The 24,464-nt window shown below is 61.6% G+C and carries 25 protein-coding genes; 9 read left to right on the forward strand and 16 right to left on the reverse strand.

Annotated features, from left to right (window positions below; all coding sequences use genetic code 11):
• Window positions 1-35 precede the first annotated feature (35 nt).
• Window positions 36-788, reverse strand: a complete 753-nt coding sequence (locus tag PH586_RS20420; protein WP_271349637.1) for a helix-turn-helix transcriptional regulator — start codon at window positions 786-788, stop codon at window positions 36-38.
• A 232-nt stretch (window positions 789-1,020) separates the two neighbouring features.
• Here PH586_RS20420 and PH586_RS20425 point away from each other — a divergent pair, with 232 nt between their 5' ends.
• The 6 genes from PH586_RS20425 (at window position 1,021) to cmoB (ending at window position 7,449) form a co-directional block, all read left to right on the forward strand.
• Window positions 1,021-1,737, forward strand: coding sequence for a hypothetical protein (locus PH586_RS20425; RefSeq protein WP_271349638.1), 717 nt, complete (start codon window positions 1,021-1,023; stop codon window positions 1,735-1,737).
• 57 nt (window positions 1,738-1,794) lie between these two features.
• The gene (gene lon / locus PH586_RS20430) at window positions 1,795-4,206 is read left to right on the forward strand and encodes an endopeptidase La (RefSeq protein ID WP_271349639.1); all 2,412 of its coding nucleotides are present in this window, start codon (window positions 1,795-1,797) and stop codon (window positions 4,204-4,206) included.
• A gap of 214 nt (window positions 4,207-4,420) precedes the next feature.
• Complete coding sequence (locus PH586_RS20435) at window positions 4,421-4,813, forward strand: protease inhibitor I42 family protein (RefSeq protein WP_271349640.1); 393 nt, start codon at window positions 4,421-4,423, stop codon at window positions 4,811-4,813.
• A gap of 157 nt (window positions 4,814-4,970) precedes the next feature.
• Window positions 4,971-5,543 (forward strand): hypothetical protein, encoded by a 573-nt coding sequence (locus tag PH586_RS20440; protein ID WP_271349641.1) that lies wholly within the window; start codon window positions 4,971-4,973, stop codon window positions 5,541-5,543.
• A gap of 197 nt (window positions 5,544-5,740) precedes the next feature.
• The gene (gene cmoA, locus PH586_RS20445) at window positions 5,741-6,484 is read left to right on the forward strand and encodes a carboxy-S-adenosyl-L-methionine synthase CmoA (RefSeq protein WP_271349642.1); all 744 of its coding nucleotides are present in this window, start codon (window positions 5,741-5,743) and stop codon (window positions 6,482-6,484) included.
• Window positions 6,481-7,449 (forward strand): tRNA 5-methoxyuridine(34)/uridine 5-oxyacetic acid(34) synthase CmoB, encoded by a 969-nt coding sequence (gene cmoB / locus PH586_RS20450; RefSeq protein WP_271349643.1) that lies wholly within the window; start codon window positions 6,481-6,483, stop codon window positions 7,447-7,449. The genes cmoA and cmoB overlap by 4 nt, the downstream gene beginning before the upstream one ends.
• A 97-nt stretch (window positions 7,450-7,546) precedes the next feature.
• Here the strand turns inward: cmoB and pdxJ are convergent, their stop codons facing one another.
• From pdxJ to rpoE, 12 genes are all read right to left on the reverse strand, one after another.
• The gene (gene pdxJ / locus PH586_RS20455) at window positions 7,547-8,293 is read right to left on the reverse strand and encodes a pyridoxine 5'-phosphate synthase (protein WP_271349644.1); all 747 of its coding nucleotides are present in this window, start codon (window positions 8,291-8,293) and stop codon (window positions 7,547-7,549) included.
• Window positions 8,286-8,984 carry a DNA repair protein RecO gene (recO, locus tag PH586_RS20460; RefSeq protein WP_271349645.1) on the reverse strand — a complete coding sequence of 233 codons (699 nt, stop codon included), beginning with the start codon at window positions 8,982-8,984 and terminating at the stop codon, window positions 8,286-8,288. Before recO ends, pdxJ begins: the two co-directional genes overlap by 8 nt.
• Window positions 8,985-9,034: 50 nt before the next feature.
• Window positions 9,035-9,937: a GTPase Era gene (gene era / locus PH586_RS20465; RefSeq protein WP_271349646.1), complete on the reverse strand. Its 903-nt coding sequence runs from the start codon at window positions 9,935-9,937 to the stop codon at window positions 9,035-9,037.
• On the reverse strand, window positions 9,930-10,619 hold the full coding sequence (gene rnc / locus PH586_RS20470) for a ribonuclease III (RefSeq protein ID WP_271349647.1): 690 nt from the start codon (window positions 10,617-10,619) through the stop codon (window positions 9,930-9,932). Before rnc ends, era begins: the two co-directional genes overlap by 8 nt.
• The gene (locus PH586_RS20475; protein WP_271349648.1) at window positions 10,616-10,993 is read right to left on the reverse strand and encodes a DUF4845 domain-containing protein; all 378 of its coding nucleotides are present in this window, start codon (window positions 10,991-10,993) and stop codon (window positions 10,616-10,618) included. The genes rnc and PH586_RS20475 overlap by 4 nt, the downstream gene beginning before the upstream one ends.
• Window positions 10,994-11,249: 256 nt before the next feature.
• A complete protein-coding gene (gene lepB, locus PH586_RS20480) occupies window positions 11,250-12,104 on the reverse strand; it encodes a signal peptidase I (protein ID WP_271349649.1) in 855 nt (284 codons plus the stop codon).
• A gap of 5 nt (window positions 12,105-12,109) precedes the next feature.
• Window positions 12,110-13,909: a translation elongation factor 4 gene (gene lepA, locus PH586_RS20485; protein ID WP_271349650.1), complete on the reverse strand. Its 1,800-nt coding sequence runs from the start codon at window positions 13,907-13,909 to the stop codon at window positions 12,110-12,112.
• 223 nt (window positions 13,910-14,132) lie between these two features.
• Window positions 14,133-15,560, reverse strand: coding sequence for a DegQ family serine endoprotease (locus PH586_RS20490; RefSeq protein ID WP_271349651.1), 1,428 nt, complete (start codon window positions 15,558-15,560; stop codon window positions 14,133-14,135).
• A gap of 35 nt (window positions 15,561-15,595) precedes the next feature.
• Entirely contained in the window at window positions 15,596-16,051 is a 456-nt protein-coding gene (locus PH586_RS20495) for a SoxR reducing system RseC family protein (protein WP_271349652.1), read from the reverse strand.
• Window positions 16,048-17,001 carry a MucB/RseB C-terminal domain-containing protein gene (locus PH586_RS20500; protein ID WP_271349653.1) on the reverse strand — a complete coding sequence of 318 codons (954 nt, stop codon included), beginning with the start codon at window positions 16,999-17,001 and terminating at the stop codon, window positions 16,048-16,050. Before PH586_RS20500 ends, PH586_RS20495 begins: the two co-directional genes overlap by 4 nt.
• A gap of 8 nt (window positions 17,002-17,009) precedes the next feature.
• Window positions 17,010-17,603, reverse strand: coding sequence for a sigma-E factor negative regulatory protein (locus PH586_RS20505; protein ID WP_271349654.1), 594 nt, complete (start codon window positions 17,601-17,603; stop codon window positions 17,010-17,012).
• A 30-nt stretch (window positions 17,604-17,633) separates the two neighbouring features.
• On the reverse strand, window positions 17,634-18,215 hold the full coding sequence (rpoE, locus tag PH586_RS20510; RefSeq protein ID WP_271349655.1) for an RNA polymerase sigma factor RpoE: 582 nt from the start codon (window positions 18,213-18,215) through the stop codon (window positions 17,634-17,636).
• A gap of 378 nt (window positions 18,216-18,593) precedes the next feature.
• Between rpoE and nadB the strand changes: the two genes are divergently transcribed.
• Complete coding sequence (gene nadB, locus PH586_RS20515) at window positions 18,594-20,210, forward strand: L-aspartate oxidase (protein WP_271349656.1); 1,617 nt, start codon at window positions 18,594-18,596, stop codon at window positions 20,208-20,210.
• On the opposite strand, the gene PH586_RS20520 is transcribed toward nadB, so the two are convergent.
• Together PH586_RS20520 and PH586_RS20525 are read right to left on the reverse strand one after the other, a co-directional pair.
• Window positions 20,179-20,631 carry a protein YgfX gene (locus tag PH586_RS20520; RefSeq protein ID WP_271349657.1) on the reverse strand — a complete coding sequence of 151 codons (453 nt, stop codon included), beginning with the start codon at window positions 20,629-20,631 and terminating at the stop codon, window positions 20,179-20,181. The genes nadB and PH586_RS20520 overlap by 32 nt on opposite strands.
• Window positions 20,615-20,869 carry an FAD assembly factor SdhE gene (locus PH586_RS20525; RefSeq protein WP_271349658.1) on the reverse strand — a complete coding sequence of 85 codons (255 nt, stop codon included), beginning with the start codon at window positions 20,867-20,869 and terminating at the stop codon, window positions 20,615-20,617. Before PH586_RS20525 ends, PH586_RS20520 begins: the two co-directional genes overlap by 17 nt.
• A gap of 216 nt (window positions 20,870-21,085) precedes the next feature.
• On the opposite strand from PH586_RS20525, the gene ygfZ reads away from it, so the two are divergent.
• The gene (gene ygfZ, locus PH586_RS20530) at window positions 21,086-22,027 is read left to right on the forward strand and encodes a CAF17-like 4Fe-4S cluster assembly/insertion protein YgfZ (protein ID WP_271349682.1); all 942 of its coding nucleotides are present in this window, start codon (window positions 21,086-21,088) and stop codon (window positions 22,025-22,027) included.
• 39 nt (window positions 22,028-22,066) lie between these two features.
• The gene (locus tag PH586_RS20535) at window positions 22,067-22,903 is read left to right on the forward strand and encodes an HDOD domain-containing protein (protein ID WP_271349659.1); all 837 of its coding nucleotides are present in this window, start codon (window positions 22,067-22,069) and stop codon (window positions 22,901-22,903) included.
• Window positions 22,904-23,070: 167 nt separating this feature from the next.
• Here the strand turns inward: PH586_RS20535 and PH586_RS20540 are convergent, their stop codons facing one another.
• The gene (locus PH586_RS20540; protein ID WP_271349660.1) at window positions 23,071-24,462 is read right to left on the reverse strand and encodes a sensor histidine kinase; all 1,392 of its coding nucleotides are present in this window, start codon (window positions 24,460-24,462) and stop codon (window positions 23,071-23,073) included.
• Window positions 24,463-24,464 lie beyond the last annotated feature (2 nt).

Genomic DNA, 24,464 nt, shown 5'->3' on the forward strand with positions numbered 1-24,464 from the left:
GGATAATCCCTGGGGAGAGGTATCGAACTACGAGGTTATTCGGCGCCGCGCAGACGCTTGGGAGTCAGACCAAGGTAGCGACGCATGGCCGTGGTCAGCGCACTCTGGCTGGAGAAGCCGCACTCTTCGGCGATGCGGATCAACGGCATAGCACTCTCGCGCAACAGCCGGGAGGCACTGTCGAGACGGGTTTTCAGCAGGTATTGATGGGGCGTCAGGCCGACGCTGTCCTTGAACTGCGCATGAAAATGGCTCGGACTGAGGCACGCGACCTGGGCCAGTTCGGCGACGCTGATGCGCCGTGCCAGGTGCTCGACGATGTAACCGTCCAGCCGCTCCAGATTGAGCCCCCCCGGCACCCGAGCAGCCTGTTCGCCGAACAGGCGCAGGTGCAGCGCACGCAGCAGCACGCCACCGAGGGCGCGCGCCAGCAGTGGGTCGCTACCGTAACGTTCCAGTTCGGCGCCGGCGTAGCTCAGCAGGTTCTGGAAATCGGCATCCAGCTGCGGGTAACGCGGGGTCTCGAACAGATGGGTGAGCAGGGCCAGGTCTTCGCTGGAGGTGCCCTGCTCGTCCAGGTCGATGATCAGCATGCGGTTGTCACCCATGCCGGCGAACTGGTGATCGGCATCGCCGGGCACCAGACAGGCGCGCATGCGACACACCTCGCCGCCACGGCCGTTGACTTCGAACTCCGCACGACCGGTCAGCGACAGCACCAACTGGTGGTGATCGTGGGTGTGTTCATGGGCCTGGTCATCCAGGCGCAACAGGCGCGCTTTGAGCATTGCAACGACAATCCGCGGAGGTGTACTGGCACTTTAACCAGTTGTGCGGGTCGCCGTCACCCCCGGCGGCCAACGCACCAAAACCGCCGGCAAAGGCAGCACGCGCACAATAATGACGCAGCGATCGATGCCGGCGGCCTAGCAGGCCCGCGCCAGGGCGGGCTTGCCTTAACTGGCAGGAGAGTTGCTAGCATTTAGCTGATGCACTTTGTGCCTACCCAGGATTCGCCCAATGGAACTCAGCATCGCCCTGGCCCTGGCAGCGGGCCTGTTTTTGCTCGGACAGTGGCTCTGCCAGCGCGCCACTCGGCGCCACCAGCAGGCACTCGGCCACCTGCAAAGCACCACCCTGCTGCGCGCCCTCGAACTGTTGCAAATCTTGCAGAAGCATCGCGGCCTGGGGGCGCAACAGGACATCGTCAGCGTCAGCCAGCGCAACGCCCTGGCCCGCCAGCTCGACCAGCTCTGGCTGAACTGGCCAGGCCCCAGCCTGCAACTGCCGCCGTTGCAACAGGACTGGCCACAGCTGCGGCGCAATCCGGCCGACTTCGAGGCCCACAGCCGGATGCTAGAAGCCCTGCTGAGGGTCATCGAACAACTCGAGGAGCGCCTGCGTCAGAACGACTCGCCCGCTCTGCATGGCCTGGGACCGACATTGCGTCAGCTGGAAGGCCTGGCGCGCCTGCGTGGCCTGGCGATGCGTGCGGCCAACTACAGCCATTGCCCGGCCGGGCTGCAGCTGCAGCTGCGCGAGCTGTGCCAGCAACTCGACGACCCCGCCCGCACGGAACCCTTGCACGGCCTGCTGCAACGTCTGCAGCGGGAGCTGATAGAGCCCCCCCAGGTTCGCCTGGCGCCCAACGATTTCTTTGCCCTGCTCACCCCGCTGATTGACGCTCGCTTGAACGCCCTGCGCCATACTGTCGAGAGGCGCATCGCTCCGAGCTGATTGAAAAGCACCATGCCTTGCCCCATGTAGCACTTAACGTGCAACCACAGGTGCCGCATGAACGAGCCACAGGACATCGAAATCCTCGCAGAACAAGCCCACGATAGCGACCAGGACAGGCGTAGCAGCCATAGCCTGGCGTTGCCCGATCAGCAGTTACCCGACAAGCTGTATGTGATCCCGATTCACAATCGTCCGTTCTTCCCCGGCCAGGTGCTGCCGGTGATCGTCAGCCAGGACCCCTGGGGCAAGACCCTGGAACGCGTAGCCAATACCGCACACCAGTGCCTGGCGCTGTTCTACATGGATCACCCGCCGGCCGACGACGCCAGCTTCGACCCCGACAGCCTGCCCAAGCACGGCACCCTGGTGCGGGTCCACCACGCCACCGAGGAAGGCGGCAAACTACAATTCGTCGCCCAGGGCCTGACCCGCGTGCGCATCCGCGGCTGGCTCAGCCGCAAGCCACCTTACCTGGCGGAAGTCGAGTACCCGAAAAGCCCGCCCGACCCGCGCGACGAGGTCAAGGCCTACGGCATGGCGCTGATCAATGCGATCAAGGAACTGTTGCCGCTCAATCCGCTGTACAGCGAAGAACTGAAGAATTACCTGAACCGTTTCAGCCCCAATGACCCCTCGCCGCTGACCGATTTCGCCGCCGCCCTGACCAGCGCCCCCGGCAACGAACTGCAGGAAGTGCTGGATACCGTGCCGATGCTCAAGCGCATGGAGAAGGTCCTGCCCCTGCTGCGCAAGGAAGTGGAAGTCGGCCGCCTGCAGAAAGAACTGTCGGCGGAGGTCAATCGCAAGATCGGCCAACACCAGCGTGAGTTCTTCCTCAAGGAACAGCTGAAGCTGATCCAGCAGGAGCTGGGCCTGAGCAAAGATGACCGTAGCGCCGACGTCGAACAGTTCGAGCAGCGCCTGACCGGCAAGACCCTGCCCGAGCAGGCGCGCAAACGGATCGACGAAGAACTCAACAAGTTGTCGATTCTGGAAACGGGTTCGCCCGAGTACGCAGTCACCCGTAACTACCTGGACTGGGCCACCGTGCTGCCCTGGGGCGTTTTCGGCAAGGACAAGCTCGACCTCAAGTACGCGCGCCAGGTGCTCGACCAGCACCACGCGGGGATGGACGACATCAAGGACCGCATCACCGAGTTTCTCGCCGTCGGCGCCTTCAAGGGCGAGATCGCCGGCTCCATCGTCTTGCTGGTCGGCCCGCCCGGCGTGGGCAAGACCAGCATCGGCAAGTCGATTGCCGAATCCCTCGGCCGACCGTTCTACCGCTTCAGCGTCGGCGGCATGCGCGACGAGGCTGAGATCAAGGGTCACCGCCGCACCTATATCGGCGCCCTGCCCGGCAAGCTGGTGCAGGCGTTGAAAGAGGTCGAGGTGATGAACCCGGTGATCATGCTCGACGAAATCGACAAGCTCAGCAGCAGCTATCAGGGCGACCCGGCCTCGGCACTGCTGGAGACCCTCGATCCGGAGCAGAACGTCGAATTCCTCGACCATTACCTGGACCTGCGCCTGGATTTGTCCAAGGTGCTGTTCATCTGCACCGCCAACACCCTCGACTCGATTCCCGGCCCCCTGCTCGACCGCATGGAGGTGATCCGCCTGTCCGGCTACATCACCGAGGAAAAAATGGCCATTGCCAAGCGCCACCTGTGGCCCAAGCAGCTGGCAAAGGCCGGCGTACCCAAGAATCGCCTGGCCATCAGCGATGCAGCCTTGAAGGCTCTGATCGAGGGCTATGCCCGTGAAGCCGGCGTACGTCAGCTGGAAAAACAGCTCGGCAAACTGGTGCGCAAGGCCGTGGTCAAATTGCTCGATGACCCCGCCAACACCGTCAAGATCGGCCCCAAGGAGCTGGAAGCCTACCTCGGTATGCCGCTGTTCCGCCGCGAGCAGGTGCTCTCCGGTGTCGGCGTGATCACCGGCCTGGCCTGGACTAGCATGGGCGGCGCGACCCTGCCAATCGAGGCGACGCGCATCCATACCCTCAATCGCGGCTTCAAACTCACCGGCCAGCTCGGCGAGGTGATGAAGGAGTCGGCGGAAATCGCCCACAGCTACATCAGCTCACACCTCAAGCAGTTCGGCGGCGACCCGAACTTCTTCGACCAGGCCTTCGTCCACCTGCATGTACCCGAAGGCGCCACCCCCAAGGACGGCCCCAGTGCCGGGGTGACCATGGCCAGCGCCCTGCTCTCGATCGCGCGCAACCAGGCGCCGAAAAAAGGCGTGGCCATGACCGGCGAACTGACCCTCACCGGCCAGGTCCTGCCGATCGGCGGCGTGCGCGAGAAAGTCATTGCCGCGCGCCGGCAGAAGATTTTCGAGCTGATCCTGCCGGAAGCCAACCGTGGTTCCTACGAGGAACTGCCCGACTACCTCAAGCAAGGCCTGACGGTGCACTTTGCCAAACGCTACAGCGATGTGGCCAAGGTATTGTTCGACTAGAGGCCTCTAGCAAGCTGTTGAAAAACCACTTAGGTTTTCAACGGCCTGCTAGCCCCCAGGTGCATAGGCAAGGCCGGCGACCCAGGCCTATTCCCGCAGAGGGATAAGCCCCGGCGCCATCAACCCAGGCGGGTTACAAAATCCCGCGGTGGCTTACGCCTAGCCCTGCACAGCGGCTATGCTGGCAGGCGTTTGCCGACCACAGGAGTTCACCATGTCCACCGCCCATCGCCTGCTACTGCCGTTAGGCCTCGCCCTGTTGGGCGCCTGCGCCAGCCAACCCAGCAGCCAGACTGTGCAACAGCAAAGCCAGTGTCCGCTGCGCCTGCACAGCGGCCAATATGTGATCCTGACCCTGCCGAGCAACCCCACTACCGGCTTTCGCTGGGTTCTGCGTGACGCGGCCAGCAACCTGCTCGACAGCCTCGGACCGGAAGTCTATAGCAACCCGGAAGACGCCGGATTGGTCGGCAGTGCCGGCCAATCGACCTGGCGTTTCCAGGCCAGACAGGCAGGCGAAGGCCACCTGCTGCTGACCTATCAGCGGCCCTGGGAAACTGGCGTGGCGCCGGCAAAAACCTTCGACTGTTCGATCAGGATCAAATAAGTCCCTGCAGCGCCCGCTCAGCCATTGTTGAGGCAACTATCGGCACAACCTTTCAGCCATGTAACAGCCCCCACTCAGCTGTTAAGCAAACGAAACATCAGATTCCGACTAAATTAACTACATGGCATAGCAGTATCCGACTTGTGGGGAGAACGACATGGCAGCCCGCTGGCGTGAAGCTTTAGTAGTCATGACGTTGATCTGGTTGAGTGGTTGCGGCAGTTTGCTACCCAGCGAACGCGCCGAAGTGCAGTCGCCATTTATCGACTACCTGGATGCGGAAATGCGCTATTCCCAGGCGATCAACGGCATGACCAGCCGCTCCGAGCTGTTCTCCCTGGGCTTTGACCCGCTGGCCCAGGGCAACGGCAAAATGCTCTCGTTCATCGACGTACGGCTGATGTTCGTGCAACCGAACATTCCCATCGAATACCTGCCGGACGGCCTGGTGCGATGCCTGGAAGCCAAGGATCGCTGCATCGGCTATGCCTTCGAATTCACCAAGAGCGATACCAAGCGGGTCGGCAGTTTCTGGGCCGATGTGTTCAACTTCCGCAAACAGCGGGCGATGCAGGGCTGGTCGTTCCGCGCAGTATTCGTACTGGTCGACGACACCCTGGTGCACAAGGTCAGCAATGGCGAGCCGAACATTCGTCACTTCGAAGTCAAACGCAACCCGCTGGGTCCGCTGCAGGGCGCCGGTGAGTATTTCTCCGATCAATTGAAATAATCGTGGTGTGCCTGGACGTCGCCCGGGGCTGAGCGGGACGCGCAAGCTTCCCGACACATCGAAGCCTGGCAAGCAGGGCTGCCTGCGCTCCGCGCCATGCACCCGCGATTCCCTGCAGGAGAAGGACACAAGGCCGTCGTCGCTGCGCCTCTTTCACGCTAAAATCCTCGGCTTTCTCGACCTTGCGCGGAACCACCGTGAAAAAACAGCCCGACCGTCTCTTCGCCCGGCCCCTTGTCCAAGTGCCGGACTTCGCCTTCAACGAGGACGTGGTGCGGGTATTCCCGGACATGATCAAGCGCTCGGTACCCGGCTACCCGACCATCGTCGAGAACCTCGGCGTACTCGCCGGCCAGTTCGCCCAGCCGCACAGTGTGCTCTACGACCTCGGCAGCTCCCTCGGCGCAGTGACCCAGGCCCTGCGCCGTCATGTACAGGTCGAAGACTGCCGGGTAATCGCGGTGGACAATTCCAGCGCCATGGTCGAACGCTGCCGCGAATACCTGCATGCCCAGGATTCGATGTTCCAGGAGCTGTTGCCAGTCGAGGTGGTCGAGGCCGATATTCTCAGCCTGGCGTTCCAGCCGACCTCGCTGGTGGCGCTGAATTTCACCTTGCAATTCATCCAGCCCGAACAGCGCCTGGCCCTGCTTGGCCGGATTCGCCAGGCCCTGCTGCCCGGCGGCGCCTTGATCCTCTCGGAGAAACTGCGCTTCGAAGATGCCGAGCAACATAAGCTGCTCGGCGACCTGCACATCGCCTTCAAGCGTGCCAACGGCTACAGCGAACTGGAAATCGCCCAGAAACGCAGCGCCATCGAAAAGGTCATGCTGCCAGACAGTCTTGAGCAACACCGCGAGCGCCTGCTGGCCGCCGGATTCAGCAAGGTGGTGCCCTGGTTTCAGTGCCTCAACTTCGCCTCTTTGATTGCCTTGCCATGATCAACCGCCTCGACCTCGACGCCCTCCAGGCGCAACTGGCTGGAACGCCACTGCAAGACTGGTCAGCCGGCTTGCCCGGCCAGATCGACGCCAAACTGGCCATCGGCCATGGCGACCTGCAACGCTGGTACGGCGCCGTTCAGGCCTTGCCGGCGCTGAGCGTCGAACAATTGGAGCTGTTGACTGCCTTCAGCTTCGACGGTGCCTGTAATGCAAGCACCCGCGCTGAACTGAAAAGCGCACTGCAGGGCTTGATCCCTTGGCGCAAAGGCCCTTTCGAGCTGTTCGGCGTGCATGTCGATACCGAATGGCGCTCGGACTGGAAGTGGCAGCGCGTAGCCCCCTACCTCGACCTGGCCGGCAAGCGTGTGCTGGATGTGGGCTGCGGCAACGGCTACTACATGTGGCGCATGCTCGGGGCCGGCGCCGACAGTGTCGTCGGCATCGATCCCAACTGGCTGTTCCTCTGCCAGTTCCTGGCAATCAAGCACTACCTGCCCGACCTGCCGGCCTGGCACCTGCCGCTGGCCTTCGAGGAACTGCCGGGCAAGCTGCAAGGCTTCGATACCGTGTTCTCCATGGGCGTGCTCTACCACCGGCGCTCGCCCATCGATCACCTGATCGATCTCAAGGATTGCCTGGTAAAGGGCGGCGAACTGGTGCTGGAAACCCTGGTGGTGGAAGGCGATGCCCAGCAGGTGCTGGTGCCCGAAGACCGCTACGCGCAGATGCGCAACGTCTGGTTCCTGCCGTCGGTGCCGGCACTGGAACTGTGGCTGCGTCGCGCTGGTTTCATCGATGTGCGCTGCGTGGACGTCAACACCACCTCGGTACAGGAGCAACGCGCGACCGACTGGATGCGCTTCCAGTCGCTGCCGGAATTTCTCGACCCGGCCGACCACAGCCGCACCCTCGAAGGCCTGCCAGCGCCGACCCGTGCCGTATTGATCGCCCGCAAGCCCTGACCACTGCCATGATCCTGTAGGAGCAGGCCATGCCTGCGACTTGCGGTTCGCGGCCATGGGCCGCTCCTACGGGCGTTCCGGCGATCAGATCCGCTATTCAGCCGCGCCCTGCCGCCGCGACTATCAGCGCCTTCATCTCCACTACTGCCTGTTTGAAGCCGACGAACAGGGCATGCGCGACCAGGGCGTGGCCGATGTTCAGTTCGTTGATGCCGGCAATCGCCGCCACCGCCTCGACGTTGTGGTAATGCAGGCCGTGGCCAGCATTGACGATCAGGCCATGGGCCAGGCCGCAGGCCACGCCGTCGCGAATCCGCGCCAACTCCTTGGCCGTTTCGACCGGCGTAGTGGCATCGGCATAACGCCCGGTATGCAGTTCGATAGCCGGCGCACCGACGCGCTTGGAGGCTTCGATCTGCCGCGGATCAGGGTCGATGAACAGCGAGACTTCGCAGCCGATCCGGCTCAGGCGCTCAACCGCGGCGCGAATCCGCGCCTCTTGCCCCGCCACGTCCAGGCCACCCTCGGTGGTCAGCTCCTGGCGGGTTTCCGGCACCAGGCAGACATGCTCGGGACGAATGCTTTCGGCGAAGGCGAGCATCTCTTCGGTGACGCCCATCTCGAAGTTCATGCGCGTCTGCATGACCTCCCTGAGCAGGCGTACGTCACGCTCCTGGATGTGCCGACGGTCTTCGCGCAGGTGCACGGTAATGCCATCGGCGCCCGCCTCCTCGGCGTCCAGCGCGGCCTTGACCGGATCCGGGTAACGCGTACCGCGGGCCTGGCGCAGGGTCGCCACATGGTCGATGTTCACACCCAGCAGAATACGGTTGGCGTCAGTCACGTGGTGGCTCCTTGAGCGTCATGAAGAGTTCGCGGCTGACCAGCGGTCGGCCGCCTAAATGCGGCGCCAGGGCCTGGCGCATGAGGCGCTTGGCCGCGGCCAGGGCGCCTGGAACGCTCCAGTCGGCCTCGGCCATGGCGAGTAATTCGCTGCCGTGGAACACGCCCGGCTGCAACTGGCCGACCGCTTCCAGGCCGGCATCGGCCTGCAGGCGATAGAGGCCCGCAGCGACGATCGGCTGGCCGAGCCGGTCCACGTCCAGGGCGAAACCATAGCCCAGCTCATCGAGCAAACGCCATTCAAAAGAACGCAGCAAGGGTTCCAGCGCGCGGCCCTGGGCCAGCGCCAGCACGGTCATGGCGTAGTGCTCGAACGTCGCCGGGTGTGGGTCTTGCTCCGGCAGCAGGCGGATCAGCAGCTCATTCAGATAGAGGCCACTGAACAGGGCCTCAGCGTGCAGCAGATTGGGGATACCGGCGGCTTCGAGACGGCTGACGGTCTTCAGCTCACCGCGCCCGCGCAACTCCACTTCCAGCGGCACAAACGGCCGCGCCAGGGTGCCGGCCTTACCCCGCGCACCGCGCAATACGACGCGCAGGCGGCCTTGCGGGGTGAGCAAGTCCACCAGCGCACTGCTCTCGCGGTAAGCACGGCTGTGCAGAACATAGGCTGGCTGGCTGAGCGGGAGCATGGCGGGTGATTACTCGGCATGGCGGGCGCAAGGGTGCCCCCGCACGCGGCTCAAATGTTGTCGTAACCCAGGGAGCGCAAGGCGCGCTCATCGTCCGACCAACCACCTTTGACCTTGACCCAGAGGTTGAGCATGACCTTGGAGTCGAACATGACCTCCATGTCCTTGCGCGCTTCCTGGCCGATGCGCTTGATCCGCTCGCCCTTGTCGCCAATGATGATTTTCTTCTGACCATCGCGCTCGACCAGAATCAAGGCATGGATGTGCAGGATGCGCCCGTCGCGCTTGAATTCCTCAATTTCCACGGTGATCTGGTAGGGCAGCTCGGCGCCCAGCTGACGCATGATCTTCTCGCGCACCAGCTCGGCGGCGAAGAAACGGCTGGAGCGGTCGGTGACCTGGTCTTCCGGGAAGAAATGCACGCCCTCGGGCAGGCGCTCACCCACCAGTTTTTCCAGGGTATCTAGGTTATGCCCGTGCTGGGCGGAGACCGGGACTATCTCGGCGTTCGGCAACTGGGTCGCCAGCCATTCGAGATGCGGCATCAGCTCGGCCTTGTCTTCGAGGCGGTCGGTCTTGTTGATCGCCAGGATCACCGGTCCCTGCACGTACTGGATGCGCTCCAGGACCAGCTGGTCCTCGTCGGTCCAGCGGGTGCGATCGACCACGAAGATCACCACGTCGACATCTTTCAACGCCGACGAGGCATTCTTGTTCATGTAGCGATTGAGGGCTTTTTCGTTGTTCTTGTGCAGACCCGGGGTATCCACATAGATCGCCTGCACAGCGCCTTCGGTCTTGATCCCGAGCATGTTGTGCCGGGTGGTCTGCGGCTTGCGCGAGGTAATCGCCAGCTTCTGCCCGAGGATGTGGTTGAGCAGGGTCGACTTACCCACGTTGGGCCGGCCAACGATGGCGACATAGCCACAGCGTGTAACGGGTGTATCAGTCATGACCATTCTCCACCCCCAGGGCAATCAAGGCAGCGGCTGCAGCGACCTGTTCGGCGATGCGACGACTGGCACCCTGGCCCAGGGTCTTGTCATTCAGTAAGGAAATCTGGCATTCGACGACGAATGTCCGACAATGCGGATCGCCCTGGATATCCACCACGTCATAGCGTGGCAGCTCGCAGGCGCGCGACTGCAGGAACTCCTGCAAGCGGGTTTTCGGATCCTTGTTGGTATCGACCAGAGTCAGACCTTCCAGTTCATTGCTCAGCCAGGCGATCACCCGCTCGCGCGCGGCGTCCATGCCGGCATCCAGGTAGATGGCGCCGATCAGTGCCTCGAGGGCATCGGCGAGAATCGATTCACGGCGGAAACCGCCACTTTTCAATTCGCCGGAGCCGAGCCGCAAGTAGTCACCCAGATCGAAGCCGCGGGCCAGGATGGCCAGGGTCTCGCCCTTGACCAGGCGCGCGCGCAAGCGCGACAACTGCCCTTCGCGGGCCAGGGGGAAGCGCTCGAACAGCACCTCGCCGGCAACGAAGTTAAGGATGGCGTCACCGAGAAACTCCAAACGCTCATTGTTGCGTCCGGCGAAACTGCGGTGGGTAAGCGCCAAGACCATCAGGTCCTGATCTTTGAAGGTATAACCGAGCTGACGCTCGAGACGAGCTAACGAAGCACTCACGGCATGCGCACGCGGTATTCTTTGTCGAACCGCACCACCAGATCGAGGTTCTCGATCAGTGGTTCGCGCTTTTCATACTTCAGATGTGCACGAAACTCGTTGTTCTCGATTTTCACTTTCAACGCTTCCTTCAGATTCAGGTCGCGAATACTGTTGACCCCCATGCCCTTGGCGACATGCCCGTAGAAAGCGCCGACCGAACGGATATCCATGGTTTGATCCGTCTCAACCGAGGTAATGATTTTATCCATCGACATGTAGTCGAGGTAGTGCGGCAGCATCTTGAATGCCGTGCTGGCGAAGAATGCCACCACCGCCAGTACCATCAACCAGCTCAGTATCGACAAGCCTTTCTGCGAACGTGCAAATGTCATGTTTGCCCCCAAGTGAGACCAATGTGAGTGCCCAGCGGGCTAAGAGGGTGTTTACAAATTACTGCGTTTGGCCATGCTGGGTTGAAATCAGCCCCGGATGCGACCCCAGTCGAAATACTCATGTACAGCAGTACACTCCGCTTTTTCAGTTGATTTCGCCTTGCCCGACCATCGCTCGCTACTTTTGTAAACACCCTCGCAGACTATATATTGCCGGCGACGCTGTATTGAACAGCGCCGCAAAATAGGCGAAACGTCAGTGAATCAAACCGACACGAGAGAAGTTCGGCAGATTGCGCAATTTCGGGTCAGGCCAGCTCATCCAGATGGCGAACGCTTTACCGACGATATTCTGGTCCGGCACCATGCCCAATAACGGCTGGGGAATGGCCGGGTCGTTCCAGTAACGGCTGTCATTGGAGTTGTCGCGGTTGTCGCCCATCATGAAGTAATGCCCTTGCGGCACCACCCACTCGTGCCCTGGCTCGGCCCGATAACGATTCATTTCCTTGCGAACCAGGTGCTCGACCTCGCCCAGCCGCTCCTCATAGAGGGCCACGCTACCGAGACTGCCCGGCTCTTCGCCGAGCAACTGCTGGGCTACTAGCTGATCGTTGACGAACAGGCGCTTGTCAGAAGTGTAACGAATATGATCGCCTGCCAAACCCACCACGCGCTTGATGTAGTTGATGCTCGGGTCGCTCGGGTAACGAAACACCATGACATCGCCGCGCTGCGGGTCATCCACGTCAATGACCTTGACATCCAGCACCGGCAGACGAATGCCATAGGCGAACTTGTTGACCAGAATGAAGTCGCCCACTTCCAGGGTGGGTTTCATCGAGCCGGACGGTATCTGGAACGGCTCGATCAGAAAGGAACGCAGCACCAGCACGATCGCCAGCACCGGGAAGAACGATTTACCGTACTCCACCAGCAATGGTTCTTTGTTCAGGCGTTCGACCACAGCCTCGTCAGGCTGGCTGACCTGGCCATGGTAATTGCCAATAGCCGTACGGCGGCGCGGAGCCAGAAAGATCAAATCGAACAGGGCCAGCGCACCACAAACGGCGACAGCGATTACCAGCAACAGCGGGAAATTTAGCGACATAGGACCTAACTATCCAACCTGAGCACAGCGAGGAAGGCTTCTTGTGGAATTTCCACGTTACCGACCTGCTTCATCCTTTTCTTACCGGCCTTCTGCTTTTCCAGCAGCTTGCGCTTACGGCTCACATCACCGCCGTAACACTTGGCCAGCACGTTCTTTCTGAGTGCCTTGACTGTGGTTCGCGCGACAATCTGCCCGCCAATGGCGGCCTGGATTGCCACATCGAACATCTGCCGTGGAATCAGTTCTTTCATCTTCTCGGTCAACGCACGCCCTTTATAGTGTGCGTTGTCACGGTGCACGATCAACGCCAGGGCGTCGACTTTTTCACTGTTGATCAATACGTCAAGCTTGACCAGGTTAGCCGACTGATAACGATCGAAATGGTAGTCCAGTGACGCATAGCCACGGCTGGTCGACTTCAGGCGGTCGAAGAAGTCCAGGACCACTTCGTTCATCGGCAGGTCGTAGGTCACTTGCACCTGGGAACCGAGGAACAGCATGTCGTGCTGAACGCCACGCTTCTCGATGCACAGGGTGATGACGTTACCCAGGTGCTCCTGTGGCACCAGGATATTGGCCCGCACGATCGGCTCGCGCATGTCTTCGATGGTCGACAGGTCGGGCAGCTTGGACGGGTTGTCGACGTAAACCGTTTCGCCGGTCTTGAGCAGCAACTCGAAAATAACCGTCGGCGCCGTGGTAATCAGGTCCAGGTCGTACTCGCGCTCCAGGCGCTCCTGAATGATTTCCATGTGCAGCATGCCGAGGAAACCGCAGCGGAAACCGAAGCCCAGGGCATCGGAGCTTTCCGGGGTGTACTGCAAGGACGAGTCGTTCAGCGTGAGCTTTTGCAGGGCTTCGCGGAAATCCTCGAAGTCGTCGGAACTGACCGGGAACAGGCCGGCATAGACCTGCGGCTGGATGCGCTTGAAGCCTGGCAGCATGTCGACGTCGGGGGTGGAACTCAAGGTCAGGGTATCGCCCACCGGCGCGCCATGAATGTCCTTGATACCGGCAATGATGAAGCCTACTTCACCGGCTTTCAGGTCAACCGTGGCGCTGTGCTTGGGGTTGAATACGCCGACACTGTCGACCAGGTGAATCTTGCCGGTGGATTTCACCAGCACCTTGTCACCTTTCTTGATCCGCCCATGGCGCACACGCACCAGGGAAACCACCCCCAGATAGTTGTCGAACCAGGAGTCGATGATCAGCGCCTGCAAAGGCGCCTCGATATCACCGGTCGGCGCGGGAATGGTGTGTACCAGACGTTCGAGCACCTCGTCGACACCCAGGCCGGTCTTGGCGCTGCAGGTCACGGCATCGGTGGCATCGATGCCAATGATTTTCTCGATTTCTTCCTTGACCCGATCTGGGTCAGCCTGCGGCAGGTCGATCTTGTTCAGCACCGGCATGACCTCGAGGCCTTGCTCGATGGCTGTGTAGCAGTTGGCGACCGATTGCGCCTCGACGCCCTGACCGGCATCGACCACCAGCAACGCACCTTCACAGGCCGCCAGAGATCGGCTGACTTCATAGGTGAAGTCGACGTGACCGGGGGTATCGATGAAGTTCAACTGGTAGGTCTTGCCGTCGCGCGCCTTGTAATACAGGGTCACGCTATGCGCCTTGATGGTGATCCCGCGCTCACGCTCGAGGTCCATGGAATCCAGGACCTGGGCTTCCATTTCACGATCGGCCAGGCCGCCACACATCTGGATAAAACGATCGGCCAGGGTGGACTTGCCGTGATCGATGTGGGCGATGATGGAGAAATTGCGGATATGACTCAGGTCACTCACAGGACAACACTCGAAAAGGTCGCAGGCGACAGCCCGCCGAAAATAGCCGTGAAGTGTACCCGATTGGCGCCGCAGCCGTCACGCCCAGGCGCCAATCAGCAGACAAGAAGAAGGGCGATCGGAATCGCCCTTCTGGCTCGGCCTTGCAGGTCGCACCCGATTCGGGACCAAGCCCGGGATGCCGTATCAGCAGCGTAGAGTCAGCCGGCAACCGGCACCGACGTCACTCCGCCAACTTGAAGGTGATGAAGCTGGCGCGCCCCTGACGCAGCACCCGCATGGAAACAGAGCGATTCTTCGGCAGTTCCTGGGCCACCCGGGTAAAGGTTTTCGCCGAGTCGATCGCCTGATTGTTCAAATGGGTAATCACATCACCCGGACGCAAACCGATCAGCGCGGCGGGACCGTCGAGAACCTCGGTGATCACCACGCCACCTTGCAGGTCGAGGCTTTTCTTCTGCTCGGCAGTCAATTCGGTCACCTTGACCCCGAGTCGATTGCTGCTGCGCTCGACCCCAGGCCCAGCCGTGCCGGCCAAGATCTCGCCGTCTTCCGGCAAGGCACCGATGGTCAACTTGAGCGTCTTGCGCGCACCGTCACGCACCACATCCAGCTCGGCCTTGCTGCCCGGCTTCAGACGACCGACCAAGTGCGGCAAGTCTCCCGACATGACGATCGGCGCGTCATTTATGCTGAGAATCACATCGCCAACCAACAAGCCGCCCTTGGCCGCCGGACCACCCTCCAGCACTTGGGCAACCAGCGCACCCGCCGGCTTATCCAGACCGAATGACTCGGCTAGATCCTTGTTCACTTCCTGAATCACCACGCCCAACCAGCCGCGACTGACCTTGCCCTCGGCCTTCAGCTGCTCGGCCACATCCAGGGCAACGCTCATCGGAATGGCGAAGGACAAGCCCATGAAACCACCGGAACGGGTGAATATCTGCGAGTTGATACCCACCACCTCACCCGCCAGGTTGAACAGCGGGCCGCCGGAGTTGCCCGGATTGATCGCCACATCGGTCTGAATGAATGGCACATAGCTTTCGTTCGGTAGGCTACGGCCCTTGGCACTGACGATACCGGCGGTCACCGAATGATCGAAGCCGAAGGGCGAGCCGATGGCCAGCACCCATTCGCCGACCTTGAGATCCTCGGACTTGCCCAGCTTGACCGTCGGCAGGTTCTTGCCTTCGACTTTGAGCAGGGCCACGTCGCTACGCGGATCGGCACCAATCAGCTTGGCCTCCAACTCACTGCGATCCGGCAGACGCACGATGATCTCATCGGCCCCGGCGATCACATGGTTGTTGGTCAGCACATAGCCATCGGCAGAGATAATGAAGCCGGAACCCAGCGACTGCGCCTCTCGCTGGCGACCACCGTTTGGTGTGCGCGGAACCTGCGGGAAGTTGCGCTCGAAGAATTCGCGAAAGATCGGTGGCAGGCCTTCAAGATCGGGAATGGCCAACTCGCCGGCACCGGCCACCTGCTCCGGTATTTTCTGTCGGGTGCTGATATTGACTACCGCTGGCGCGGCCTCTTCGACCAACGCGGTAAAGTCCGGCAGCTCTGCCTGGGCAACCAGCGCCTGCCCCAAGAGCAGTATTGCGACCAAGGAATAGAAATACGATTTCAGGCTAGGCATCGAGATAAAACTCCGATCGAAAACGAGTAAAAAGCTCAAACCGCTGCAGCAGATCCGGCGAGCAAGGCTCGCACGACAACCGGCTGCAAGGCCGGGTCATCGGCCGTGCGACTGCTGCGCCAACGCACCGCCGACCAGGCCACGAACAAGCCGACAAAAGCAGAGAAAATCACCAGTGGCTCACTCAAGGCCAATTGCTCGGCCAGTAATGCCGCGCTGAACAAGCCGATCAACGGCAGCAGGTAAACCAGCAAGGAGCCGCGCACCAGCAAGTCTTCGCGCACACCAATCACCACCGCATCGCCCACGCTCAACTGCAGATCACAGAGTGCACGAACATAGCCGCGACGACCACTGGCGCCCAGCTTCTCCAGAACGCCATGACCGCAACCTGCACTCACCGAGCAGCTGGAACAGGTGCTTTTACGCATAGTCTCAACCCAGACAGCACCTGGCTCGACAGCCACGACTCGCCCCTGCTCTTCGATCATTGTAGAGCCTGCCCATCTATGGCGCGCATCGACAAGGCAACGCGCTCTGCCGTGCCCAGCGGAATTTCACCAACCACCGTCACCATCACATCGCCATCAGCGGTCGCCAGACGTCGAGAAACCGCGGCAGTCGGGCCAAGCTGACTGCGCGCATCTTCGGCCATGACCCCATGCAAGGGCTCAACAAACACGGAAAAACGCGCCAACCCATCGAAATAAACCAGGCTGGTGACTTGCTCATCGGAAACCGGACTGCGGCGTTCGGCCACCCGACTCAAGGTGAAACCGGGGGGTAACCAGTCGGATCGCCAAGCCCCGACAACCTCAGTGGCCGCCTTGCTGGCAGTGACCGGCCGGCAACCTGCGCCAGACTGCAGCTGCTGGTCAGTAGGCGACGCGCCAAGATCGAACTGGGTGTACTGAAAGCGTTCGAGCAGCTGCCCCTTGTCATTCAGTAACAGGGACTTCAGCGGCAGAGCGCTTTCCTGATCCAGGTGCAGCTCAACGCCATAGCGATGCTGGTCACGCGGCGACAGCGCCAGCACCACGGCCGCACGCCCCGCCACGCGGGACTCGCCGATGACTCGCAGATCATAAGACTCGAGCAGTCGCTGACTACTCAGGTCGCGCGCCGACCACGCCTGATAGTCGCCAACCTCGTCGGCCAAGGTACCGCTGACGCATTGCGTGCGGCCATCGACATGCAGCACTTCCTGATCCGGACCATCCAACTGCAATAATCGCTCGCGCACCACGCCCGCCTCATCCACCCGATGCCAGATACGGTGGGTAGAGAAGCTGCCGTTACGCTCATAAACGAATGTGCCCTGAAAGCTTTGACTTTGGCCCGCATCAGCCAATCGCTCCAGCCAGTCTTGCGCCTCAGTAGCAGCGGCAGGTAATGCCAGCCAACTACCGAGCAACAAAGAGATGATGGGAATAAAGCGCATGCGCCTCCTTAGCGACCTTCCAGGCTTGCAGCACGAGCATATGGCAGCGCGCTTTCTTTGGCATTCATGGCAGCTTGCTGAGCATGCTGGCGCAAATAGGCCGGCAGACGCTGCTCATGCCAGCCGGGCGCGGCCTCACTGGCAGTTTCAGCCACACCTGGTTGCTCACCCGCAGTACTGAAGCCCGCCAGCATGGCTGGACCTTGCACTTGTGGAGCGCTCAAGGCTGGCTGAGCGGTTTGCTGCGCCAATTGCGTACTTGCAACGTCATCCTGATTGTACAAGCGCACACCCGCCAGCACGGCGACCGTAACAGAAGCGGCGACGGCAAAACGACCGACTGTACGCCACTGGCCACGAACAAGAGGCTTGCTCTGAACAGGCAAGTCTTCGTCGGCCAGTGCCGCAGACACTGCAGCTGCAATATCCAGACGCGGCTCCAGCAGCTCCTTGTGCATCACCGCACGAGCGATCTGATAACGCGACCACGTTGCTCGCAGTTCAGCATCGTCACTCGCACCGAGCACGCGCCGCAGTTCCATTTCGTCCGCTTCGTTATCCATCATCGCGGACAGCGATTCCTGCAGGGCTTCACGACTCATGGCGTTCCTCTCTTGGCTGTCGCCGCTGTCTTAACTTTCCTGCAACAGAGGTTGCAAGGATTTGTCTACGGCCTCACGAGCCCGAAAAATTCGCGACCGCACAGTACCGACAGGGCACTGCATGACGCTCGCAATGTCCTCATAACTGAGACCATCGAATTCGCGCAAGGTTAGAGCGGTGCGCAAATCTTCTGGCAATTGCTGGATGGCCCGGTGCACGGTGGCTTCGATTTCATCCCGCAGCAACAAGCGCTCAGGCGATTCGATATCCTTGAGAGCGTGATCGCCATCATAGAATTCCGCGTCTTCAGCACTGACATCGCTCTCTGGTGGCCGCCGACCGCGCGACACCAGATGATTCTTCGCCGTATTGATGGCAATGCGGTACAGCCACGTATAGAACGCACTGTCACCGCGAAAATTCCCCAGCGCCCGATAAGCCTTGACGAAGGCTTCCTGCGCCACGTCTTGCGCTTCATGGGTGTCATGCACGAAACGCACGATCAACCCAAGAATCTTGTGCTGGTACTTCAACACCAACAAATCGAATGCACGCTTGTCACCACGCTGCACGCGCTCGACCAGTTGCTGATCTTCTTCCTGAGCTAGCATCAACACTCCTCATTGAGTCCGAAGGAGTGCAGCGCCATCCAATCAATCGACTTGCCAAAATAGACCCGGACGTTGCGCAAAAGTTCTCCCCTCCAAACAAGCTTCCTGCAGAACGTTCTATGTCCTGCACGGAGCGACGCAGCAACGACCTATAAGCCCTGCTGCGCAAAAAATCTTAGACCGCTCATCTGCCGGCGAATGAAAGCCTTTGAAAGCCTGCAACGCACCCCGTCAAATAAGCGCTGTCCTCTGCGGGCGACCTTTTATGGAACCTGAAAGACTAAGAAAGTTCCCCAGCGCCACAGCAGGTCATAAGCCGGCTATTGTGCCGCTCGCCCCCTCTATATACTAGGGGCCGCTTACTTGCGGAATCACGACATGAGTCAACACTACCAACACGACGTTCTGGTCATCGGCAGCGGGGCCGCCGGCCTAACCCTGGCGCTGACGCTGCCCGAACACCTGCGCATTGCCGTGCTGAGCAAGGGTAATCTGGCCAATGGCTCGACTTACTGGGCCCAAGGTGGTGTAGCCGCAGTGCTGGACGACATGGATACCGTTGAATCACATGTCGACGACACCCTCAATGCCGGTGCCGGCCTGTGTCGCGAAGACGCGGTGCGCTTCACCGTGGAGCATAGTCGCGAAGCGATTCAATGGCTGATCGACCAGGGCGTCCCCTTCACCCGCGACGATCAGACCGCCCGCGAAGATGGCGGCTTCGAGTTTCACCTGACCCGCGAAGGCGGCCACAGCCATCGACGCATCATCCACGCCGCCGACGCAACCGGCGCGGCGATCTTCAAGACCCTGCTCGAGCAGGCCAAGCTGCGGGCCAACATCGAAATGCTCGAGCAGCGCGTGGCGGTTGACCTGATAACCACGCGCAAACTCGACCTGGCCGGCGAACGCTGCCTGGGCGCCTACGTGCTCAACCGTGCCAGCGGCGAAGTTGACACCTTTGGCGCGCGCTTCGTGATCCTCGCCACCGGCGGCGCAGCCAAGGTGTATCTGTACACCAGCAACCCGGATGGCGCCTGCGGCGATGGCATCGCCATGGCTTGGCGCGCCGGCTGCCGGGTCGGCAACCTGGAGTTCAACCAGTTCCACCCGACCTGCCTCTACCACCCGCAGGCCAAAAGCTTTCTGGTCACCGAAGCCCTGCGCGGCGAAGGCGCACTGCTCAAACTGCCCAATGGTCAGCGTTTCATGCAGCGCTTCGATGCCCGCGCCGAATTGGCGCCGCGCGACATCGTGGCCCGCGCCATCGACCACGAGATGAAGCGCCTCGGCGTGGATTGCGTATACCTGGATATCAGCCACAAGCCGGCCGAGTTCATCAAAGAGCACTTCCCCACCGTCTATGAGCGCTGCCTCGACTTTGGCATCGACATCACCCGCGAGCCGATCCCGGTAGTGCCGGCCGCGCATTACACCTGCGGCGGCGTCGTTGTCGACCAGAGCGGACACACCGATGTACCGGGCCTGTATGCCATTGGTGAAACCAGTTTTACCGGTTTGCACGGCGCCAACCGCATGGCCAGCAACTCGCTGCTGGAGTGCTTCGTCTACGCCCGTTCGGCGGCGGCCGACATCATGCAAAAGCTGGATGACGTGAGTGCGCCGAGCAACCTGCCGACCTGGGATGCCAGCCAGGTGACCGACTCGGATGAAGACGTGATCATTGCGCACAACTGGGATGAACTGCGGCGCTTCATGTGGGACTACGTCGGCATCGTGCGCACCAACAAGCGCCTGCAACGCGCCGAACACCGGGTGCGCCTGCTGCTCGACGAGATCGACGAGTTCTACAGTAACTACAAGGTCAGCCGCGACCTGATCGAGTTGCGCAACCTGGCGCAGGTCGCCGAACTGATGATCCGCTCGGCCATGCAACGCAAGGAAAGCCGTGGCTTGCACTACACCCTGGACTACCCGCAACAGTTGCCCGAGGCCAAGGACACTATTCTGCAGCCACCCATCTACGGCGACTGAATTTCAGGCGTACACGCAATCGCCTATGCATATCCCGCGGCATGCCATCATGCGGGATGCACAGGCCGCGCACCCGGCGCTCGCCCGCCAGGCGAAAGCGCAGCACCACCACCAGCGGCAACGCCAGACTGTCGGGTCGCAACTGAATGCGCTGCCAGCCGCCAGAAACACTCCACAACTGCCAGCCATCTGCCGTGCAACGCAGCTTGCTGAACGCTAGCGGCGCGCTGAGCAGGATATGCCGCGGCAGTACCCAGGCGGCATGCCCCAGACACAGGGCGACACCCAGCAATAACCCCCACAGCGGCATCTCGACCCGCAACAAACTGAGCAGCGCTAGTGCCTGAAGCAGCCCGTAGAGCAGCAGCAAGCGCCGCGACGGCTGCCAGCGGCACTCGAAGCTGTCACTTGGGCTGGACACGGTCCAGGATCATGCGAACCATGCGCTGCAGGTCGGCATCGTCGGGCTCGGCCCGCTGCATGAACCAACCAAACATATCCTGATCTTCACACTCGAGCAGCTTGCGGTAACGCTCGCGATCTTCGGCATCGAGGGTTGGATACACCTCCTTGACGAATGGCACCAGCAGTACATCCAGTTCCAGCATGCCGCGGCGGCTGTGCCAGTAAAGGCGATTGAGTTCTGTCGAATCGACCATGGAGCGGTTCCTTGATAGAGCCTGGCGGGAAGAAAGCGGCGCAGTATAACAGCCAGCCACAAGACGGGTGGCCGCCCCCTGCAAGCCAATCGCGAATGGTTCGTTGCGCTCGCCGTTCAAGCTTTTTCCAGGCTTTTACGCAAAGCCTGTAGCTTGAGGCTTGTGGCTGCTTTTATGATGACGCCCCTAACTTTCATCCAGCGATTGTTTATCCCTATGGCCGACTCCGCGTTTTTCTCCACCCTCAGCCACGAAGGCGTCCTCGCCGTCCGCGGACCTGATGCGAGCAAATTCCTCCAGGGCCAACTGACCTGCAACCTCAATTACCTGAGCGATGTCAGCTCCAGTCTCGGTGCTCGCTGCACCCCGAAAGGTCGCATGCTGTCGAGCTTTCGGATTGTCAGCGTGGCCGACGGCTTCGTGCTGGCGATGGCCAGTGAACTGGTCGAGCCGCAACTGCTCGACTTGCAGAAATACGCGGCCTTCAGCAAGTCCAAGCTGATCGACGAAAGCACCGAGTGGGTGCGTTTCGGCCTGCATGACGGCGACGCCGCGCTGACCAGCCTCGGCCTCGACCTGCCCCTCCACGCCGACAGCGTGGCGCGGACCGACGAGCTGCTGGCACTGCGTCTGAGCGACGGCCGCGCCGAACTCTGGGCGCCGGCCAGCCAAGCCGAGAGCCTGCACGCCCATCTGGCCACACAGCTGGCGCACGCCCCGCTCAATCAGTGGCTACTGGCCCAGGTGCGCGCCGGTATCGGCCAGGTGCTGGGCCCCACCCGCGAGTTGTTCATCCCACAGATGCTCAACCTGCAGGCATTGGGCGGCGTCAGTTTCAAGAAGGGCTGTTATACCGGTCAGGAAATCGTCGCGCGCATGCAGTACCTCGGCAAGCTCAAGCGCCGCCTGTATCGCCTGGCCGTGGACGGCGAGCAACTTCCCGCGCCGGCACTCGAACTGTTTACCCCCGAGCGCAACGGCAGCGTCGGCGAAGTGGTGCTGGCAGCGCAAAGTGACGGCGGTTACGAGCTGCTCGCCGTGTTGTTGGAGGACGCGATCAGCGACGGACGCATCCACCTCGGCACCCCACAAGGCCTGCCACTCAGACTGCTCGATTTGCCCTACAGCCTGGACAGCAACCGCGAAATCCAGCGCTAACCACACTGCACCTGCAGCCGATTAGAAGAGATCTGCCCCATGAGCAAGCTTGCCGAGAAAGTCCAACAGGAACTGATCAAGGCCATCGACAACGATGATCTGGTACTGCCCACCCTGCCGGAAGTCGCCCTTAAAGTCCGCGAGGCGGCAGAGAATCCGGACATCGGTATTCCACAGATCAGCAAGGTAATCGGTAACGATGCAGCGCTGACTGCCCGCATCATCAAGGTGGTGAACAGCCCATTGCTGCGCACCAACAAGCCAATCACCGACCTGCAGATGGCCATCAGCCGCCTGGGCATCAACTACACCTGCAACCTGGCCACCGGCCTGGCGATGGAGCAGATGTTCCAGGCCACCTCGGACGTGGTCGACCGCAAAATGCGCGAAGTCTGGAACAAAAGCACGGAAATCGCCGGAATCTGCCACGTGCTGTGCAAGCACTACACCCGCCTGATGCCGGACCAGGCGACCTTGGCCGGACTGGTGCATCAGATCGGCGTACTACCGATCCTTACTTACGCCGAAGACAATAATGAACTGCTGTCGGACTCGATCAGCCTCAACCATGTGATTGAACAAATTCACCCGCTTATCGGCGACAAGATTCTGCGCACCTGGGACTTCCCGGAACTGATCGCCATGGTGCCAAGCCAGCACCTGGACTTCAGCCGCGACAGCGCCAAGGTCGACTACGTCGACATCGTCCAGGTCGCCATCCTGCAGAGCTACCTGGGCAGCCAGCACCCCTATACCCAGCTGGACTGGAGCCAGATCCCGGCCTTCAGCAAGCTCGGCCTGGATCCGAATCAGAACCTGAATGACGACGAAGATCTCTCCGCGTCCATGGAAGCGGCCATGGCCATGCTGCAGTAAAGCGCAGGCGCATGTGGCGGCCCGCTGGCCGTCTGCGTACGCCACGCCAATCGCCGATCCCGGAGGCTGTCCGAGAAGAGTAAATCCTGCAGGTTGGGCTGAGCGCCGCGAAGTCCAACCTACAGGTTGATTTTTCGGCCTGCGCTGCACGATACCGTCACTTATCCTCAGCCAGCCTCGACGGCAAACTCGACTCGCACCAGCAGCCCCTGCGGCTGTACCTGATGCAGGCTGATGTTGGCCCGATGCGCGCGACATATCTCGCCGACGATGGCCAGGCCAAGGCCCGCGCCCGTCCCCTGCACGCCGCGCCGATAGAAGCGCTCGAAGACCTTCTCACGCTCCTCTGCGGGGATCCCCGGGCCATCGTCCTGAACCTCGAGGATGCCGGGCGCCAGCACCCGCAGGATCACGTTGCCACCGGCCGGGGTATGCGCCAGGGCGTTATCCACCAGGTTGCACAACAGTTCGTTGAGCAGGGTCGGCTCGCCGCGCAGCCATACCGGCTGTTCGGCCTCCAGCGCCAGGGCGATACCGCGCGCGTGGGCCAGGGGCGCCAAGGCCAGCCCCAGTTCACGGACCAACTGACTGAGATCCAGGCGTTGCGCGCCGCCTTCGGCAATCGCCCGCGCCCCGCTTTCGATGCGCGCCAGCGAGAGCAGCTGGTTGGCCAGCTGAGTCAGGCGGTCGGTGTTCTGCGCGGTCTCTTCCAGGGTACTGCGCCAGGCCGCCGGCTCCTGCGCGCGCAGACCCAGCTCGACCCGCGCCTTGAGCGCCGCCAAAGGCGTGCGCAGTTCGTGGGCAGCATCGGCGATGAATTGCGACTGGCGCTCGAACAGGTCGCGCAGTCGGTCGTTGAACTGGTTCAAGGCATTCACCAGCGGGCGCAACTCGCGCGGCAGCCCGGCATCCGGCAACGGCCGCAGATCGTCGCTGGCGCGCGCGACCACGGTTCGCCGCAACAGCTCCATGGGGCGTAGCGCGGCGCTCACCGCCAACCACACCAAGAGCAATGCGCTGAATGCCAGCAGACCCATGCGCCACAGCGTGCCGACCAGCAACTCACGGACCATGCGCTCGCGCGCGCCCAGGGTCTCGGCCACCCGGATCTCGGCGATACCATTGAGCAGCGGCTCGCTGACCGGTTGCAGCAGGCTGACCATGCGCACACCCTGGTTGCGGTAGGTGCCGTCGTAGAAACGCGCCAGCGCCGGGTAATCGTCGGTGCGCGGGGTGCCGGGAGGCGCGGCCGGCAGGCCTTCGTAACCGGAGACCAGCTGCCCGCGCGGGTCCAGCACCTGGTAGTAGATGCGCCCGGCGCTGTCGTAGGCGAAGGTATCCAGGGCGACATAGGGCACATTGGCCTTGAGCCGGCCATCGTCGGCATACAGGCCCTGGGCGATCGCCCGCGCCGACGCCAGCAAGGTGCGGTCATAGGCGGTATCGGCGGCGCGCCGGGCACTCCAGTAGGCGCTCAAACTGCTGACCACCAGGATCAGCGCCAGCAACAGCGCCAGGCGCCGCAGCAGCCGTCCGCGCAGGCTACCGACTTCAGCCATCC

The sequence above is a fragment of the Pseudomonas aestuarii genome, from assembly GCF_027988105.1.
Lineage (GTDB): Bacteria > Pseudomonadota > Gammaproteobacteria > Pseudomonadales > Pseudomonadaceae > Aquipseudomonas > Aquipseudomonas aestuarii.

Excerpts from the sequence above, each read along its gene's own strand:
- PH586_RS20420 (WP_271349637.1), bottom strand. The coding sequence starts at position 788 with ATGCTCAAAGCGCGCCTGTTGCGCCTGGATGACCAGGCCCATGAACAC.
- PH586_RS20425 (WP_271349638.1), top strand. The coding sequence starts at position 1,021 with ATGGAACTCAGCATCGCCCTGGCCCTGGCAGCGGGCCTGTTTTTGCTC.
- lon (WP_271349639.1), top strand. The coding sequence starts at position 1,795 with ATGAACGAGCCACAGGACATCGAAATCCTCGCAGAACAAGCCCACGAT.
- PH586_RS20435 (WP_271349640.1), top strand. The coding sequence starts at position 4,421 with ATGTCCACCGCCCATCGCCTGCTACTGCCGTTAGGCCTCGCCCTGTTG.
- PH586_RS20440 (WP_271349641.1), top strand. The coding sequence starts at position 4,971 with ATGGCAGCCCGCTGGCGTGAAGCTTTAGTAGTCATGACGTTGATCTGG.
- cmoB (WP_271349643.1), top strand. The coding sequence starts at position 6,481 with ATGATCAACCGCCTCGACCTCGACGCCCTCCAGGCGCAACTGGCTGGA.
- recO (WP_271349645.1), bottom strand. The coding sequence starts at position 8,984 with ATGCTCCCGCTCAGCCAGCCAGCCTATGTTCTGCACAGCCGTGCTTAC.
- era (WP_271349646.1), bottom strand. The coding sequence starts at position 9,937 with ATGACTGATACACCCGTTACACGCTGTGGCTATGTCGCCATCGTTGGC.
- PH586_RS20475 (WP_271349648.1), bottom strand. The coding sequence starts at position 10,993 with ATGACATTTGCACGTTCGCAGAAAGGCTTGTCGATACTGAGCTGGTTG.
- lepB (WP_271349649.1), bottom strand. The coding sequence starts at position 12,104 with ATGTCGCTAAATTTCCCGCTGTTGCTGGTAATCGCTGTCGCCGTTTGT.
- PH586_RS20490 (WP_271349651.1), bottom strand. The coding sequence starts at position 15,560 with ATGCCTAGCCTGAAATCGTATTTCTATTCCTTGGTCGCAATACTGCTC.
- PH586_RS20495 (WP_271349652.1), bottom strand. The coding sequence starts at position 16,051 with ATGATCGAAGAGCAGGGGCGAGTCGTGGCTGTCGAGCCAGGTGCTGTC.
- PH586_RS20500 (WP_271349653.1), bottom strand. The coding sequence starts at position 17,001 with ATGCGCTTTATTCCCATCATCTCTTTGTTGCTCGGTAGTTGGCTGGCA.
- PH586_RS20505 (WP_271349654.1), bottom strand. The coding sequence starts at position 17,603 with ATGAGTCGTGAAGCCCTGCAGGAATCGCTGTCCGCGATGATGGATAAC.
- rpoE (WP_271349655.1), bottom strand. The coding sequence starts at position 18,215 with ATGCTAGCTCAGGAAGAAGATCAGCAACTGGTCGAGCGCGTGCAGCGT.
- nadB (WP_271349656.1), top strand. The coding sequence starts at position 18,594 with ATGAGTCAACACTACCAACACGACGTTCTGGTCATCGGCAGCGGGGCC.
- PH586_RS20525 (WP_271349658.1), bottom strand. The coding sequence starts at position 20,869 with ATGGTCGATTCGACAGAACTCAATCGCCTTTACTGGCACAGCCGCCGC.
- ygfZ (WP_271349682.1), top strand. The coding sequence starts at position 21,086 with ATGGCCGACTCCGCGTTTTTCTCCACCCTCAGCCACGAAGGCGTCCTC.
- PH586_RS20535 (WP_271349659.1), top strand. The coding sequence starts at position 22,067 with ATGAGCAAGCTTGCCGAGAAAGTCCAACAGGAACTGATCAAGGCCATC.
- PH586_RS20540 (WP_271349660.1), bottom strand. The coding sequence starts at position 24,462 with ATGGCTGAAGTCGGTAGCCTGCGCGGACGGCTGCTGCGGCGCCTGGCG.